Raw genomic sequence first — 16,051 nt, 5'->3', positions numbered from 1 at the left:
GGGCGTTTCTTAGCGGAACGGCGCAGCGCGCCGTCCCTACCTTTGTCAAAACAGCAACTGCAATCCCGCGTATCCGATCCAGGCCCGCGCTTCCGGAGAGCGCAGCTCGTGACCTAACGACCCGAGGAAATTAAGATGGTCGTTTATTTTCTGACGGATCCCCAAATTGAAGGTCAGATCGTCGTCACGAAAATTTGTCCGGCTCGTCCCGTGCAGCTCTGCCATCAGAGCTGTTGTCTTGCTGGCATCCACGGCGACAACAATCCCGTAAAGCCATTGGGCGGGACCGACCGTGCTGACGAGCGGCCCCCATTCCAGGTCGAGATCGAATTTCGGAAATGCCTTGGCGAATTGGAGCGGTATTTGGAACCGCGTCCCGTCGTCGGCCAGCCCGCGGCGCGCAGCGGACCCCGAGAGGTTAAAGATTATTCTCGGAAATACCGACATCGTAATGCCGGTCCGCTCGTCATCCAAGAAGCGCCATTTCACCGCCGCTTCCGTTCCGCCAAGTCCGCCAATCGCTCCGTGATCGCTCCGCTTGAGCACGACCGGGCCGCCCTGCAACGTCAGCTGAATTCGGTCGCCGACTCCGTAATTGATGTCGATGCCGGGCGCGTCGAACGACGTCTCGCCCGGCCGGTGCTCGAAAGCGATCGCGAGATTGATCTCGAATTTCCCGTCGCCCGGCGTTCCCGGATCGTCGGTAATCATTGGCGGCCCGCCCTGGGCAAGGGCATCACATATTCCGAGGGCGCCGACAGCGGCGACAAGAAAAAGCAGGCGCTTCAACTGGTCACTCGCTTGCCTGGCCGTAGCCTCGCGGCGAAGGCTGGTCACTTGTCACTGGCTGCATCAATCGGCGCGTAAACCAGGAGCTTCATTGAGTTCGGCACCATCTTTGGTCGCGTAGGAGACGCTCCCGGTGAAGGCGACGCCGCCGGTTCGAACTGAGCCGAAGGCAAAAAGATGCGGTGCGTTTTCGGATCGAGCGCCATCGTCCGCGCGCTCCGCTCCGTCTTTAACGTCTGCACCGTCGTCAGCTTGTCGCCCTCTTCCTTCGCGATGGTCGTCGTTCCTTCGCCGCAGGAGGCAAAGGCAAGCTGCGTCGCGTCATCGAAGGCGCAACCATCCACGCCTGCGCCAATCGGCACGCTCGCCACCACCTTGCCGCTCGTCGTGTCGAGCATCTCCATAACTTTGTTGTGACAGGCCGCGAACAAGCGATGATGCGCTGCGTCGAGCGCGATCCCGGTCGGTTCCGTCCCCGGCGCCAGCGGCCAGCGCGCCACCACTTCGTGCTTCACTGCGTCAATCACCGCCACTTCGCTTTTGTCCTCGAGATTGACGTAGACCTTCCCCGCGGCGGCGTCGCTCACGCCAAATTCCGGCTCGCCGCCCAGTTGAATCGTCGCCACGACCTTCGCCGTCTTCGCGTCGATCACCGTCGCGGAATTTCCGCTGTGGTTGAAGAGGTAAACCTCGCCACGTTTCGCATCGTAAGCGAACGCATCCGGATTCGCGCCCGTGTCGATTTTTGAAACGGTCTTGAGCGTCTTCAAATCGACCACGCTCGATTTGTTTTCTCGCCCGTTCGTCGAAAACCCGTTCCCGACTGCCGGCACCGCAATGAATCCGTGCACGCCCGGCGTGTCCGCGATCTCGCCCACGACCGCGTTCTTCTCCAAATCGACCACGACGACCTTTGTCGCGTGCGACAGATAAAGCCGCCTCGCCGCCGAATCGACCGTCAGAATATCCCAGCCGCCCTCGCCGCCAATCGGGATTTCATTCAGAAATTTGTAAGCGTCGCCCGCCGCCGCGTTGTGCAGGGCAATTGCACCGCTGAGCACCAACCCAGCCGTTCGTAAGCGCATGGGCAACTGATACGCCGGGGTCTCTGCGGAACAAATTCGATTTCTTAATTCTTCCTTCTTCCTTCTTACTTTAATCCCGCCTCCGGCGGCTAAACGATCGCCGTGTCCGCAGACGTCCCGCCGCATTTCCAGCAGGTAAACCATTTCCAGTCCGCGCCGACGTACGATTGCATCCCACATTTCGTACAAGTCGCCACCATCTGCCTGGTCCGGCCCGCTACCTCAGCCCCCTGGTCGGACTCGCGCGTGCTGGTGCCCCCTTTGCCTTCCGGCTTTCCCGAATCCTCCCACGTCTCCCATTTCTTTTCGTCTGCCATAAAATCGTTTCCTTTCTGATCCGTCGTCGACTGCATTCTGCCGACTTCATTGCGACGAGCGAGCCGAATCTTCTTGCCGCGGGATTCATCGGCGTCCGAGGTCGGCGTGGCAAAAATATCATAAACGGCCAGAATGGGTTCAAACGGCGTCTTGCAAAACGTCCTACCCAAAATTACTCTTGGAAGGCATCGAATGAACATTAAGAATTTCTCCCTGGACTATATCCAGCCCGCGGAAACTCAATCGCGCGTGGCGGTCCAGGATCCCTGGGCCGAAGCCGTGAATTATTACGGCCCGCCGATCCTGAGGACGCTGCAAGAGGCAGGGCACAAGAGAGTCCAGGAGCTGTTCGAAATCACGAAAAGCACTCTGAAAGTGCCCGATCTTCAGCTCGAACAGTTTGTCGGGGTGATCGATCGAATGATTCTCAATCGCCAGCTCACGGTAGTGCAATCCGGCGGCACTTCCGGAGAAGCGATCGTCGCGTTACCTGTGCCGGCATAAGCTCCTCTTCGGTCCCCCCATGGACACCTCCACAGATTCCCGCGATAAATCGGCCGCGAACACTTGGCGGTCCATCGCCGAATGGCCTTTTACGACGGTCGTCCTGGGTTTCGTCTGCCTTTTGCCGATCTACCTTCTGCTTATCCCGTGGCACTATTACACCGACAATTGGGCGACCAATGCCCGGGCCCTGGGCGTGGCCTTCTTGTGTGGCGCTCTCGTTGGTCTCACCGAGATCGCTTCGCGCTATCGAGATGAGCAAGTGAAAGCCATCAGCAGTCCGGACGGATTGGTCTACATTCTTTTTAACGGCGCCATCTCCACCTTTGCTCTGATGTTCGTCTGGTATTTCCACGATAATCCGGCATTTGCCATGATCACGAAGAGCCCGCTGGGCGGCGCCATCGCTGCCGGTTTCGGCGCCACCGCGATCATGCGGACCCGCCTCGCGGTCATCAAGGGATCGGATAACAAGGATGTTTCCATCGGCCCCGATATCGTGTTGAGCCTGCTCCTGACCATGATCGATCGCCGAATTGATCGATGGCGTTCCCTGCGCCGGCAGCGCCTGATCGCTCAACGCTTCGAGGATCTCAAGGCGCTGGGTTCCATCGATGACGCCAGCGAATACCTTCTGGGTTCGCTCATTTCCTTTCAGAATATCAGCGAGACGGACAAAAAAGAGGTCAATGCCCAGGTCCAGCAAAACAAAGCCGCGAAAGTCCGCGATCCCTATATTCAGCTGACGACGCTCGGATATATTTTTCTCACTGTCATTGGCGAAGAGAATTTCGATCAGGCCCTGACGGAGGCAAAGAACCTGCAGAATCGAAAGGCCCTCGCCGGAGATACTCGAACCGACTCTCCGGCCACGCTCACCACTACTCCGCCGTCCGTGCCTCCGCCGGCGGTGCCTGCTCCTCCCTCGACCCCGCTTGTGGGAACTCCGCCGCCACCGGTCCCGCCCACTCCTCCACCGACGCCGCCTAATCCGTAGCGCCTCCCGGCTTGATCGTTTCGATCGGCGACCCTCCGCCTTCCGTCTTCCGCCTTTCCCCTCGCCCCTCGCCCCTCGCCCCTCGGCAATTGCCGGTGGATTCGCGCCGCTCTTTCGTTAAGGTGTTTTTCAGCGTGAACGAAACCTCAACCACACCAGAAACCAACGCTCCGAACAGCAAGGAAGATCCCACCGCCAAACGCGGATCTCTCGCCGCTGCTCCTTCTTCCAGTTCAGGCACTGACCGCGCCGATCTCCGCCCGGAAAGCATCCACGATGCCGTTATCCGGCTCGCGGGCAATTCGCAGGACGGCATCCAGAGCGCCGGCGCGTTCCTCGCCCGCCTCGCCGGCCGGAGCGACCAGGATGTCATGACCTACATGACGATCCCCGCCACCATTTCCGGCGGTCCCTCGATTTTCCAAGTCCGCATGGGCACCGGCGAAGTCCTTTCCGCCGGCGACGAAGCCGATTTCCTGGTCGCGTTTTATCAACACAGTTACCAGGACCACATCGGCTTTCTGAAAGAAGGCGGTGTCCTCCTTTACGATTCCGATAACGTCCAGCCCGACCTCGACGACAAACGTTTCGTTTACGTCGGCGTGCCGATCACCGGCCTGACCGTCGAAGCGCTCGGCGGCACGGCCAAGGACAAGGGGAAAAACATTTTCATCCTTGGCCTGATCGCGAAAATCTTTCACCTCGACGTCGAGAAACTCACGACCCTGATCAAAGAGAAATTCGCCGGCAAAGATTCGAGCATTGCCAACACCGCCATCATGGCGTTCACCGCCGGTTACGCCTACCCGGTCGGCAACGTCCTGACGAAGCAGTATAAATTTGAGAGGCTCACGCCGAAGGTAGGCGATCGCGCCCAGATCACGATGGATGGCAATCAGGCGCTCGCCTATGGGCTGATCGCCGCCGGCGTGCGTTACGGCGCCGGCTACCCGATCACGCCCTGGTCGTCCGTCATGGAAATCCTGCGAACCGAGTTAGCAAAATACGGTGGTATCTTCGTCCAGGCGGAGGACGAACTCGGCGCCGTCTCGTTGGCGCTGGGATTTTCGTTATCGGGTTATCTCGCGGTCACCGGCAGCGCCGGACCCGGCATTTCGCTCAAGACCGAAGCGATCGGCTGGGCCTCGATGTCGGAAATGCCGCTCATCATTATCAACGTGCAACGCGGTGGACCGAGCACCGGCCTGCCGACGAACGTCGAGCAGAGCGATCTTTTCCAGGCCATTTACGGCGGACACGGCGACAGCCCGCGCGTCGTCCTCGCCGCCGCGACGGTAGAAGATTGTTTTTACATTTCGCTCGAAGCCGCCCGGATCGCGCGCAAATACAGCACGCCGGTTTTCATCTTGAGCGACACTTCGCTCGCGACCCGGATCGAAGCGTTCGACGAGCCGCACCTGAAGGATTTGATGGTCGATCCGAAACTCGATCTCTCGCCACGCCCGGCCGGGTTCAAGCCGTACGCCGTCGACCAGATCACGCAACATGTGCCGCCCGGCTCGCCAATGCTGGACGGAAAATATCCGCTCATCTCCGGGCTCGAGCACGACGAGATGGGCCACCCGACCGGCAGCCCGAAGATGCACATGGCGATGACTGCGAAGCGTCGCAACAAACTGCGCAAACTCGCCGAGGAAATTCCGGTTCCGGAAGTTTATGGCGACCAGGAAGGCCGCACCCTGCTCGTCGGCTGGGGTTCCACCTACGGCCCGATCCACGACGCCGTGAAACTGGCGCGCGAACATGGCGAGAAAGCCGGCGCGCTCCATCTCCGACATATCCATCCGTTACCCAACGGTCTCGAAAAAATCTTCGCGAAATTCCAGCGCGTCGTCGTCGTCGAGATGAACGACCAGGGCATTTACGGCTTCGGCCAGCTGGCCACCCTCCTGCGCGCCCGTTATTGCGAGCCAAAAATCGAAAGCGCCACCAAGACCGACGGCCTCACCTTCCGGGTGAAAGAAATCCTCGAACGCGTGTTCGAGGGCCGCTCGTTCGCCGCTCGAAATATTCCGCGCGAAGGCCTTCCGATCGTCCATGCCGATACCTCAGGCGAGAACGTGAAGACCTTGAAAGAAATCGTTTCCCAAGGAGTTGGGTAATTCACATGCACAAAGAGAACGCCCAACGCCCAACACCGAACGCCGAATATCGAACGAGGACGGTTGCTTGCTCTGACTTCGACGTTGGGCGTTGGACGTTGGGCGTTGGACGTTTTCCCCGTCTGTTTTTTCGATGAGCACTGAACCCGAGAAAAAGACCGACATTATTGAAGGGGCGGAGCGCGCCGCCGCGAAGGTCCCCGACGCCGTCGATCGCGCCGGCGACAACACGCCGACCAAGCCTGGGACCGAGGCTGAGAAGGCGTCATCCGGTCTCGCCGATCACACCAAACATCCGCCCGGCGAACGCGCCGAAGGCGCAGAGATCGCGATCACCGGCGACGCGGAGAACCAGAAATGAGCTCCGCGAATTCCACCAACTCTCAACACTCAACTATTAACTCTCAACTATCCTCGTGAGCACCGAAACCAACCCGCCATCACCGAACGGAAACGGCTCCGCCGCGGCCACCGAGGCCGCCACCGCCGTTCTCGAGTTCGTCCGCGAAAAAGTCACCAAGAAAGCGATCACCGCCGATCACCCGACCTGGTGTCCCGGCTGCGGCGACTTCGCCGTGCTCGCTTCCTATTACAAAGTCATCGAGAAACGGCAGCTCGATCACGAGAAGATCGTCACCCTGGCGGGGATCGGTTGTTCCTCGCGTTTCCCCTATTTCGTGAACGGCTACGGCGCCCATTTCATTCACGGCCGCGCCGTCCCGCTCGCTTCCGGCATCAGCCTGGCCCGGCCCGACCTGCACGTCTTCCTCTTCGGCGGGGACGGCGACGGCTTCTCGATCGGCGGCAACCATCTCAATCACGGCGCGCGCAAGAACATTAACCTGACGTACTTCATCATGGACAACTTCGTCTACGGCCTGACGAAGAAACAGACCTCGCCCACCTCGCCCATTGGTTTCAAATCCAAGACCGACCCGACCGGCGCCATCGACCATCCGGTGAACCCGATGAAACAACTCATCAGCGCCGGCGCCACGTTCATCGCGCGGACGCACGCTACCCAGGTCAACCACATGATCCAGATGATCGAGCGCGCCATGGACCACCAGGGCTTTAGCGTCATCGAATGCCTCAGCGAATGCGTCGAATTTTTCCCCGGCGCCTTCGACCCCGCGAACCCGCGCAAAGGCGGCGCCTTCGAGCTGATCGAGGAAAAGAAATGGGACAACACCCCAGAAGACGAGCTCCGCCACGACGTCACCGACGAGCTCGCCGCCTACAAGCTGGCAACGCTGCCTTTCCCCGGCGTCTTCGGCGTCTTCTACGAAAGCGATCGTCCCACCAAAAACGCCCTCGAGAAAAAGTGGATCGACACCACCCGGGAGAAACTCGGCAACCCATCCGATCTCGCATTGCTCCAAAAGACTTTCGATCGGATGAAGTAATGTTCTCTCTCGTCACTCGCCTGCCACGCCGAAACCTTCGTGAAGGCGGGTCACATGTCACTCGTCACTTTTTTTGACCGGATGAAATGACGACTGCGTGCGCTAATTTCTAGGCGCCGCCAATCTGCTCCCCCATGAGCAAAGCGGAAAAACTTGTCGCAAAGATTCTTGGTGGCACATCGGACAAGAATTTCGACTTCGCGGATCTTTGTTACATCCTGGAGCGAGCGGGCTTTCAAATGCGCTGGGGCAAAGGAAGTCACCGAATCTACTTTCGGGAGGGAGTCGTGGAGATCATCAACGTCCAGCCGCGCAACGGCAAGGCCAAGCCGTATCAAGTAAAACAGGTGCGTGAAGTGCTTTTGAAGTATAAGATCGACGTCGAATGACAACGCGCTACGAGCTGATCATTTACTGGAGCAAAGACGACGATAGTTTCGTTGTGGAAGTTCCGGAGCTGCCCGGATGCCTGGCAGATGGCCAAACCTACGCGGAAGCCGTGGCAAACGCCGAGGTCGTCATTGCGGAATGGATCGAAACTGCGCGTAAACTTGGCCGGCCGATTCCCGAGCCACGGGGCAAACTCGCCCACGTCTAGCGGTGAATCTGAAAACGGAGGTGTTCCGCCTCAGCACTCCAGAGCGCTTGGAAGCGATGGAATTGCTTTGGGCGGCCCTGTCCAAAGATCCCACGCAGGTTGAATCACCGGCATGGCACGTTAGGGTCCTCGCTGGACGCCAGGCGAAGGTGGACGCGGGCGAAGCACAATTTCTCACGATCGACCAACTAAAGAAACGCCTTCGCCGTTGAAGCAGGTTGTCAATGAGTGCGCTCTCTTCAATTGTCACACGTCACTCACCTGCCACGCCGAAGCTTCCGCGAAGGCAGGTCACTGGCTCCCTTTTGAGGAGGCACGAGCGGCCGATCAGTCCACCCTAAACTCCCTCCCATCCGTGACATCCGTGTAATCCGCGGTCGTTTCCCCTCCGACCTCACGTCACACTCGCCTGCCACGCCGAAGCCATTGCGGAGGCGGGTCACACGTTCGCATTCAGACGAACCCGCCGTGGTGGGTCACTCGTCACTGCTCAAGCGATCGCGGCGATACGGATAAGCACGTCCGGGAATATCCGGCCGTAATCGGCAGCGCTGACAGTCTTCAATTTTGCGCTTGTTGCGCGGGCAAATGCGGTGCTGAATGAGATGCGGAAGGCGTCAGAGAACGCGTGATATCAATTACCCCCAACGTCCTTGTCGCAGCGCTGGTTTCGGCCGTGGCGTTCTCGGAAGTTCTTGCCGACGATCAGGTCGGTTGCCTGTCGCTCAGCGCCGGCATGGGCGGCGGGAACATTCGATCGTACAGGCTGCCGCCGGCCAACGTGTCTTGCGTGCGGCTTTTGGCCGAAGAGAAGCTGTGGCAACACCGCTTAGGAGTTCAGAGTGAAGTTTATCTGTGCGATGCGATGAACGCTTTTGCTGAGCCTTCGGGTGAAGTTTATCTGGGCCAGCCATTGATCGACCAACTGACGGCGCGCAGTGGGCAAGGGTTCGCTTTTCAAGCTGGAGGATTCGTCGTTGCACACGAATATTCTCACGAGTTTCAGTTTCGCATCCTAAAAGAGCGAGGGAAACAAATCACGGGCGGGCCGCGTTTGGAATTACAGGCCGATATGCTCGGGGGGTATTGGGTAGGTATGCGCCTAAAAGAGCAAAAGGACGCGCTGGAAAAGGGGGGGCTTTACGGGGAGATCGAGCGAATCAGCAGCATCGCGAAAAAAATGGGGTACGACTTGGGCGATTACATCTTCAATTCTCCCCAACACCACGGGACGCCGAAACAGCGATACGAAGCTGTCTCTGCCGGATTACTCGCCGGATCACAGGCAAAGTTCGGCTCACCTGAACAGGCCTTTCAGGTCAATCGCAATAAGATTTATGACTGGAGTGCGGATGAGATCGAGCAGCTTCTTGGGGGCAGGAGCGAACGAATCACGCGCCCGTCGGGACCGAAGCCCTCCGGATCGCCTGTAGCAGGTGATGAAAGCGATCATCGGTTGGACAAATTTGCGGGCTTATCCTATGGCGCCAGTGAAGAGGATGTTCTCGGGAAATTCGGGAAGCCTGAATCCGATGATACTGATAACCTCGGAAAAGAATGGTTGTATTTCGGAGGTTATTTCAGAGTGGTGGTTGGGACGGAGGGTTCGTCAAAAGGAAAGGTTAAGATTGTTGAAGTATCGAGAGAGGGAATCGATCCACTCAAAAAGGTCGGTGTTACCGAGCGCTATTTTCGGCTCATTACCCAATCAAAAGGGGCGTGGGAAACAGAGTTTGGCGCCCCTATCAGAAATGAGGATGATGAGGAGGCGTTTCGTCCGTCTTCTCGAGCGAGCGTTACTTTCAATTCCTCGCTGCAAACTATGCGCGTTCGCTGGTACTACGAGTAGATCACACAATCCGCATCGCGACCGTGTTGGCTTGAACCGGTCGAACTCCTTGAGCGCTCGCGCCGTGTCTGACAAGATCCGTTTGTGAGCGTGCTTGAACTGAAAGAGGAAGGATCGCGGCTGAGCACGGCAGAACGGCTCGAAGCGATGGAGTGGCTGTGGGCCTCGCTTTCAAAAGATCCGGAGAAGATCGAATCGCCGTGTGGCATGTTCAAGTTCTCGCCGCCCGGGAGGCGAAGGTTGAGGCCGGTGAAGTGCAATTTTCCACGATTGATCAACTGAAGGAACGCCTTCGCCGTTGAAGCAGGGCGTCTAAACGCTAACCGCGGCGCTTTCGGGCCGCTAGCTTCATGTTTCCGCTTTTGGGGAGCATTATGCATAATGCTCGCTCGATTCGACCAATTGTTCGCTCTGCCTTCTTTGCGCTGAGCTGACATTCCCAAATCCGCACCACGCGCCAGTAAGCTTCGCGCACCGTTCGCGTGACGAGCCGATCACACGCGACACCGCGCTCAAACTTAGGTTGCCAAACCCTGCCCGGCTCTTTGGCGTGTAATAGCGATGTTCTAAACTAGAACACGGCGTGCTTGGCAGGCCTGGTAGCTTCCGCGGCAAGATGTCTGCACCGAAGCCGCTGAACATTATTGGCGATCGCGTCCGTGATGCCCGCGCCAAGCGAAAGCCTTCCCTAACGCAGGACGAGCTGTCGGGACAACTCGCTGCCTTGGGGGTAACGATTGATCGCGCGGGAGTATCAAAGATTGAATCGGGCATTCGGAGTGTTCTCGACTACGAATTGAAAGCTCTGTCGAAGGCCCTGGGCGTTCCTGTCGAGTGGCTGCTCGGGATCGAGAAGTGAACGACGATGCCAGCTTTCTTCCGGGCGACCGTCGCTGAGTTTTTCCAGACGCCGGTTGACGCTGGGATGTTGAAGCTGACTGGCGGCGCAGCAGCAGCAGGCTTCGAGTTGAAGCCAGACCAGCACGAAGCGTGGCTCGAACAGTGGACGTGCTTGCAGTCGGCTTTGCGAACTCTCGGCCTCACGCAAATGAACGCCGAAAAATGGAGCGTTTTGCTCGAATACGAGATTGCCGGGCGCCGCAAACGTCTCGATTGCGTCCTCCTGACCGACGCCGGCCTTGTCGCCATCGAATTCAAAGTTGGCGCTGATGCTTTTGAGAGCGCGGATCGTTGGCAACTTCAAGAGTACTGCTGGAACCTGCGCGATTTCCACCGAGAGAGTCGCGGAGTGCCGATTGCGCCGATCCTTGTTGCAACGAATGCACCTCGCCTTGTCGCTAATTCGCCTTTGAAATTCGGCGATCGATGCGGGGTGATTCTGGACACGGTTTGCTGTGGTGCCGCGACACTCGTACCCGCAATCGATTTAGCTATTCTCGCACTCAGGGAAAAAGGTCGTTGGAGCTTCGACGCTCCGCGTTGGGACGCTTCGGTTTCCGCTCCAACTCCATCCGTTGTCGAATGCGCGCGCCGGCTTTTCGAGGGCCACGATGTGCGGGAGATCAGCCACGCTCACGCCGACAACACGGACATCGCGCTCGAGTGCTTGCACGAGGCTGTTAAGACCGCGCGAGAGGAAAACGTGCGGATAATTTGCTTCGTCACCGGTGTGCCGGGCGCCGGAAAAACATTAGTGGGGCTAAACGCTGCATATCGGCAAGAAATGATTGAAAGCGCGGGCGGCCCAGTGTGCTTCGCGAGCGGGAATCAGCCATTACTCGATGTGCTCCAAGCCGCTCTGGTAATGAATCGCACAAAAGGTGCGAAGATGCGGCGCGAGGTCGCTCATGATGCGAGCACGCCTGTGAAAAATGTTCACGATTTCGCACTGGCAACGCTCACTGCGAGTGGGTCCGCGCCTCCCTACAACGTCGTCGTCTTCGACGAAGCGCAGAGGGTATGGAGCGCAAAGAAGCTTCGCGATGGTTTAGCGAAACGGCAACGGCGTCGCAACCTAAGCAAGGAGCAGGTTGAAGAGGTTCTGGGGCACGGCGAATCCGAGCCGGATTTATTGTTGGCCCTCATGGAAAGATGCGATTGGTGCATGGTTGTCGCGCTCGTCGGCAGCGGCCAAGAGATTCATGATGGCGAAGCAGGACTTGCCGAATGGGGCCAGGCCCTCGCCCGTCGCTCAACGAACTGGAAGGTGTGGCTGCCGCCTGAGGCGCTCGGTGTTGAGGGTGCCGCTGCGAGAGTGCGGCTTTTTGCTGAGGGGCAAATGCCCTCGTCTGCGACCGAAAAACCCGCATTGCATCTCGCTATCGCAAAGCGCAGCTACCGGGCAGAAAAATATGCGGAGTGGGTGAACCTCGTCATTGCCGGCAACGTGGACGAAGCGCGCACAGTCGCAGAGACACTCGGCGAGTATCCGATTTGGATTACGCGGGACCTGTCGACGGCGAAGGATCTCCTCCGCAAGTATGCAGGAGAAGATCTACGGGCAGGGTTGCTCGCAAGCTCCGGGGCCTTGCGCCTCCGCGCGGATGGCATCGAAGTGTCGCCAGGTTTCCGAGGCGGCGTCAACTGGCCGGATTGGTTTCTCCGCCCAGTCGGCGACATCCGCAGTTCAAGCCAGCTTGAAGTTTCAGCGACGGAGTTCGAGTGTCAGGGGTTGGAACTTGATTGGTGCGGTATTTGTTGGGGCGGGGATTTTGTCGTGAGGCCTGGCGGGGCAAACTGGGAATCTCGCCGCGTTCGAACACCTGCGCGTAAACCACCGCGCTGGTATTTTGAGAAGTTGCAAGAGAAGCAGGAGTTCGCACGGAACAAGTATCGCGTCCTGTTGACGCGTGGCCGGATCGGCGTTGTGATCTTCGTGCCACGCGGTGACGAACGTGATCAAACGCGCGAGCCCGTCGTGTTTGATTCAACGGCGAATTTTCTAGTGAAATGCGGCGCCACACGAGTTTAGCGCCGGACGGTACGTAGAAATGCGGCAAGTTGGGTGAGCACCTCGCTGAACACTCGCGTTTGCACCCCTTGGCCGAGAATCTCGATCGCAGTTGCGTAGTGCTCGCACGCGATTGTGCAGCCCATTAATTTCTCGACTTCGTGTTTACGGAGAAGACGCGGACCGAACGCCGTCTCAACAAAGGGGCCGACGTTAATCTTGTGGTAGGATCGAACGATAGTCGGTACGCGCGATGACTGAGCGGTGATTGTCGTAAAACCAAATCCGTGTCCGAGGGCACGGTGCCGTTCACGATGACGGCGGAGAGCGGCAATGCTTCCGGCAATCCTCTCAGCCTCGCCGCGATCGCATTCACTCGGTGGATCAAGGATATCGGAAAGATCCTGATCGAACGGAACGTTTGGTGGCTGAAGTGTGAAGTCTGGAACCAACGTCGCCACCATCAGCCAGCGCCGTCGATCTTGTGGTTCCGCCCATTCCTTGTGGGGATCAAGAATGGTTTGGGTGATGTGGTAGCCGAGCTGTTGGAGATGATGTGCCAGTGTTTGGCCCGCTAGGGAAGAACCAAATGACGGCACGTTCTCGAATACGCACGCGAGCGGAAGGTGCGTCGCGACAAGTGCGGCGATGCACAAGAAGAGGTCGCCTGTATCGCCAAGCTCAGGCTTTTGCCCGAGCGATTTCTTTGCGCGCCCGAGCGGCGAATGGCTCGTGCAAGGGATCGCGGCCACGAGGACCTCGTGCGCGGGATACTCCCTCGGATGAATCCGTCGCACGTCGGCTTGAATGAGCAACGCGTCGCGATGCGAAGCCTGCCAGACATCCGCGAAGCGAGGCTCGATTTCGACCCCTGCCACGAGGCGAAAGTCCCGATGCGCTCCGATTGCGGCTGAGAGCGTACCGCCGCCGGCAAAGACCTCCAACGTCCGCCATGGTGCGATTGAGCTGCATTGTCGGTGGATTGTAAACGCGCGGACGGACGGCGTGACATTAATGAGCCCGGTTGCCCCAGCGATTTTCACTTCTCCCCATCTTGCGAGTGACGCGAGCAGCGATCGATTCACGACATCGATAATGGGGCGCACACCGCCGGCTGCCCGACGTTGTGCGACGTGATGCGTGCCCTCTTGTGATGTTCGCAGGCACACGCCGCGCGTGCGAGGTTCGATGACAAAGGCGGTGCCCGCCGAAAACCCTAATGTTTCGAGTCGACGAGATTCCAGCCAAAGACGTGGACTACCGCGGTTTTCGCCGACCTTATGAAACGAGATAAGTTGGGGAGAATCACTTTGTGAACTCATTGGGGGGGCGACACCAGTCTAAAGGATCAGTCGGCGCCGTGTCTACGGAGATGAGTCACATCACAACGGCGCGAGTGGTCGGTTCGGTGACGGGGGCACCGAAGCAAGTAAAAATTAAGAAGGACGATCAAGGAGACTCAAGGGCGGCGCGCATTTGCGCGAAACGACTTTTGGCGGTGAGTTGAGCAACGGGGGCGCTGAGGAGTTTTTGGAGGTTTACGTGGTCGAGGAACTCGGGGGCGAGTTCTTTGAGGAAGGAGCTGGGCTGGCAGGAAACGGCGCTGCCGAACTTCGTTCGGAAGTGGCAATGGGTCAGGGTGAGGGAGCGCATGGCGCGGGTGATGGCGACGTAGAGGAGACGGCGTTCTTCGTCGAGGGTGCCTTCGGCTTTGGAGCGGTCGTGGGGCAGAATTCCTTCCTCCAGGCCCACGACGTAGACGTGCGGGAACTCGAGGCCTTTGGCGGCGTGCATGGTGATCAGGGTGACACCGCGTTTTTTGTCGAGGTCGTCCTCTTTTTCTTCTTCCCGCTCCTGGTCCAGGACGACTTCATCGAGAAAACCGCGCAAGCCCTTGGTAGAGCGCCGGGTGAATTGCTCGAGGTCGCGGAGGACGTCGGCCACGTTGTTTTCCCGGATGTCGGCTTCGTCGGGCGACTTGCAGTTGCGGCGCAGTTCGGCGGCGTAACCGACTTCGTCGAGCAGCCTGCGAATCAAACCGGCGGCGTCGGCGCGCGGTTGCGCGAGCGAGGTCTGGCAATCGTCGATCAATTGGACAAACCGCGCGACGTTCGCGGCGGTCTTCGCGCTCAGGTCGCCGCGCACCTCGCCTGACTGCAACGCCTGCCAGACGCTGCGGCGGTGTTTCACGCTCGACTCGAGCGCGGTCTCGACGGTCGCCGGGCTGATGCCGCGCGCGGGCGTGTTGATGATGCGGAGCAGGCTGGCGTCGTCGTTGGGATTGGCGACCACGCTCATGTAGGCGAGAACGTCTTTCACTTCGCGCCGGTCGAAGAAGCTCTTCCCGCCCACAATCCGATACGGGATCTGGAGGCGACGGAAGTTTTCCTCGAGCAAACGCGATTGCGCGTTCATCCGAAAGAGAACGGCGAAACCTTCCCAGGTGTCGGACTCGCTGAAATTGCGGCGCTGAATTTCTTCGGCGACGAACTGCGCTTCCTCGCGATCGGTCGGGCAGGCGATGAGCCGGACCTGGCCGCCGCTTTCGCTCGCGCTCCAAAGTTTCTTTGGGCGGCGGCGCGGATTATTCCTGATGAGCGAGTTCGCGCTGCCGAGGATCGCGTTCGTACTCCGGTAATTTTGCTCGAGCTTGACGACTTTCGGGTTCGGGAAGTGTCGCTCGAACTCGAGAATGTTCGAGACTTCGGCGCCGCGCCAGCCGTAGATCGACTGGTCGTCGTCGCCCACGACCGCGACATTTCGCCGTTCGTCGGCCAGCAGAGTGACGAGATCGAGTTGGAGGCGGTTCGTGTCCTGGAACTCGTCGATCATGAGATAACGAAATTTTGCGCGCCAGCGGGCGCGGACTTCCTCGTGGTCGCGGAGCAGACGCACCGCGAGCAAAAGGAGATCGTCGAAATCGACGGCATTCACGCGTTTCAATTCGGCGTCGTAACGGCGGGCCACTTCGCCGATGAGGGTGTCGCCGAGCGCGTCCTGCATCGACGAGTTCTTGACCTTGCTGATCATGGCCTTCGCGATGTTCGGATCCAGTTTCTCGTCGCGCGCGGCGGTGCGGGTGATCAGCTTTTTGACCAGGCCGAGCTGATCGCCTTCGTCGTAAATGCTGAAGTTGTTTTTGTAACCGAGGCGGGCGATGCCGCTGCGCAGGATACGGAGGCAGAGGGCGTGAAAGGTGGACATCGTGACCTGCTTCGCCGCGGCGGGGTCGACCATCCGGGCGAGGCGTTCGCGCATCTCGGTGGCGGCTTTGTTCGTAAAGGTGACCGCGAGAACGGCGCCGGGATCGACTCCCTGCGCGATGAGGTAAGCGGCGCGGGCGGTGATCACGCGGGTCTTGCCGGTGCCGGCGCCGGCGAGGATCAGGAGCGGCCCGTCGATGGTGGTGACGGCGTCGCGCTGGGCGTCATTGAGATCGAAGAGACGGAAGCGCGCCATGCGAAGCGCGCA

General features: G+C 59.1%; 16 protein-coding genes. 11 read left to right on the top strand and 5 right to left on the bottom strand.

Features of this window, described 5'->3' with window-relative positions:
* Positions 1-45: 45 nt before the first annotated feature.
* The 3 genes from VJU77_04620 to VJU77_04610 form a co-directional block, all read right to left on the bottom strand.
* Positions 46-837 (bottom strand): hypothetical protein, encoded by a 792-nt coding sequence (locus VJU77_04620; GenBank protein ID HKP02629.1) that lies wholly within the window; start codon positions 835-837, stop codon positions 46-48.
* Entirely contained in the window at positions 834-1,874 is a 1,041-nt protein-coding gene (locus tag VJU77_04615; GenBank protein HKP02628.1) for a YncE family protein, read from the bottom strand. Before VJU77_04615 ends, VJU77_04620 begins: the two co-directional genes overlap by 4 nt.
* An 89-nt stretch (positions 1,875-1,963) precedes the next feature.
* On the bottom strand, positions 1,964-2,362 hold the full coding sequence (locus tag VJU77_04610; protein ID HKP02627.1) for a hypothetical protein: 399 nt from the start codon (positions 2,360-2,362) through the stop codon (positions 1,964-1,966).
* Between the two features lie 22 nt (positions 2,363-2,384).
* Here VJU77_04610 and VJU77_04605 point away from each other — a divergent pair, with 22 nt between their 5' ends.
* The 11 genes from VJU77_04605 (at position 2,385) to VJU77_04555 (ending at position 12,601) form a co-directional block, all read left to right on the top strand.
* Positions 2,385-2,696, top strand: coding sequence for a hypothetical protein (locus VJU77_04605; protein HKP02626.1), 312 nt, complete (start codon positions 2,385-2,387; stop codon positions 2,694-2,696).
* A gap of 19 nt (positions 2,697-2,715) precedes the next feature.
* The gene (locus tag VJU77_04600) at positions 2,716-3,693 is read left to right on the top strand and encodes a hypothetical protein (GenBank protein ID HKP02625.1); all 978 of its coding nucleotides are present in this window, start codon (positions 2,716-2,718) and stop codon (positions 3,691-3,693) included.
* 134 nt (positions 3,694-3,827) lie between these two features.
* A complete protein-coding gene (locus VJU77_04595) occupies positions 3,828-5,816 on the top strand; it encodes a 2-oxoacid:acceptor oxidoreductase subunit alpha (GenBank protein HKP02624.1) in 1,989 nt (662 codons plus the stop codon).
* Between the two features lie 133 nt (positions 5,817-5,949).
* Entirely contained in the window at positions 5,950-6,177 is a 228-nt protein-coding gene (locus tag VJU77_04590) for a hypothetical protein (protein HKP02623.1), read from the top strand.
* A gap of 55 nt (positions 6,178-6,232) precedes the next feature.
* Positions 6,233-7,222, top strand: coding sequence for a thiamine pyrophosphate-dependent enzyme (locus VJU77_04585; GenBank protein ID HKP02622.1), 990 nt, complete (start codon positions 6,233-6,235; stop codon positions 7,220-7,222).
* A gap of 134 nt (positions 7,223-7,356) precedes the next feature.
* Positions 7,357-7,611, top strand: a complete 255-nt coding sequence (locus VJU77_04580) for a type II toxin-antitoxin system HicA family toxin (protein HKP02621.1) — start codon at positions 7,357-7,359, stop codon at positions 7,609-7,611.
* Positions 7,608-7,820 carry a type II toxin-antitoxin system HicB family antitoxin gene (locus VJU77_04575; protein HKP02620.1) on the top strand — a complete coding sequence of 71 codons (213 nt, stop codon included), beginning with the start codon at positions 7,608-7,610 and terminating at the stop codon, positions 7,818-7,820. Before VJU77_04580 ends, VJU77_04575 begins: the two co-directional genes overlap by 4 nt.
* A 2-nt stretch (positions 7,821-7,822) precedes the next feature.
* A complete protein-coding gene (locus tag VJU77_04570; GenBank protein HKP02619.1) occupies positions 7,823-8,032 on the top strand; it encodes an addiction module protein in 210 nt (69 codons plus the stop codon).
* 416 nt (positions 8,033-8,448) lie between these two features.
* Positions 8,449-9,669, top strand: a complete 1,221-nt coding sequence (locus VJU77_04565) for a hypothetical protein (protein HKP02618.1) — start codon at positions 8,449-8,451, stop codon at positions 9,667-9,669.
* Between the two features lie 616 nt (positions 9,670-10,285).
* Positions 10,286-10,528, top strand: a complete 243-nt coding sequence (locus VJU77_04560) for a helix-turn-helix transcriptional regulator (GenBank protein HKP02617.1) — start codon at positions 10,286-10,288, stop codon at positions 10,526-10,528.
* 6 nt (positions 10,529-10,534) lie between these two features.
* Positions 10,535-12,601, top strand: a complete 2,067-nt coding sequence (locus VJU77_04555) for a DNA/RNA helicase domain-containing protein (protein HKP02616.1) — start codon at positions 10,535-10,537, stop codon at positions 12,599-12,601.
* Here VJU77_04555 and VJU77_04550 read toward each other — a convergent pair.
* Both VJU77_04550 and VJU77_04545 read right to left on the bottom strand, forming a co-directional pair.
* Complete coding sequence (locus tag VJU77_04550) at positions 12,598-13,902, bottom strand: DNA cytosine methyltransferase (GenBank protein ID HKP02615.1); 1,305 nt, start codon at positions 13,900-13,902, stop codon at positions 12,598-12,600. The genes VJU77_04555 and VJU77_04550 overlap by 4 nt on opposite strands.
* A gap of 127 nt (positions 13,903-14,029) precedes the next feature.
* Positions 14,030-16,039, bottom strand: a complete 2,010-nt coding sequence (locus tag VJU77_04545) for a UvrD-helicase domain-containing protein (GenBank protein ID HKP02614.1) — start codon at positions 16,037-16,039, stop codon at positions 14,030-14,032.
* Between the last annotated feature and the right edge of the window lie 12 nt (positions 16,040-16,051).

Source organism: Chthoniobacterales bacterium, from assembly GCA_035274845.1.
Classification (GTDB): domain Bacteria; phylum Verrucomicrobiota; class Verrucomicrobiia; order Chthoniobacterales; family UBA10450; genus AV80.
The sequence above is the reverse complement of the archived record's forward strand: the minus strand, read 5'-3'. Positions and strand labels throughout refer to the sequence as shown.

What these genes read in the sequence shown, in the direction of transcription:
- VJU77_04575 (HKP02620.1), top strand. Translation starts at nt 7,608, where the DNA reads ATGACAACGCGCTACGAGCTGATCATTTACTGGAGCAAAGACGACGAT.
- VJU77_04605 (HKP02626.1), top strand. Translation starts at nt 2,385, where the DNA reads ATGAACATTAAGAATTTCTCCCTGGACTATATCCAGCCCGCGGAAACT.
- VJU77_04545 (HKP02614.1), bottom strand. Translation starts at nt 16,039, where the DNA reads ATGGCGCGCTTCCGTCTCTTCGATCTCAATGACGCCCAGCGCGACGCC.
- VJU77_04615 (HKP02628.1), bottom strand. Translation starts at nt 1,874, where the DNA reads ATGCGCTTACGAACGGCTGGGTTGGTGCTCAGCGGTGCAATTGCCCTG.
- VJU77_04600 (HKP02625.1), top strand. Translation starts at nt 2,716, where the DNA reads ATGGACACCTCCACAGATTCCCGCGATAAATCGGCCGCGAACACTTGG.
- VJU77_04555 (HKP02616.1), top strand. Translation starts at nt 10,535, where the DNA reads ATGCCAGCTTTCTTCCGGGCGACCGTCGCTGAGTTTTTCCAGACGCCG.
- VJU77_04580 (HKP02621.1), top strand. Translation starts at nt 7,357, where the DNA reads ATGAGCAAAGCGGAAAAACTTGTCGCAAAGATTCTTGGTGGCACATCG.
- VJU77_04560 (HKP02617.1), top strand. Translation starts at nt 10,286, where the DNA reads ATGTCTGCACCGAAGCCGCTGAACATTATTGGCGATCGCGTCCGTGAT.
- VJU77_04590 (HKP02623.1), top strand. Translation starts at nt 5,950, where the DNA reads ATGAGCACTGAACCCGAGAAAAAGACCGACATTATTGAAGGGGCGGAG.
- VJU77_04550 (HKP02615.1), bottom strand. Translation starts at nt 13,902, where the DNA reads ATGAGTTCACAAAGTGATTCTCCCCAACTTATCTCGTTTCATAAGGTC.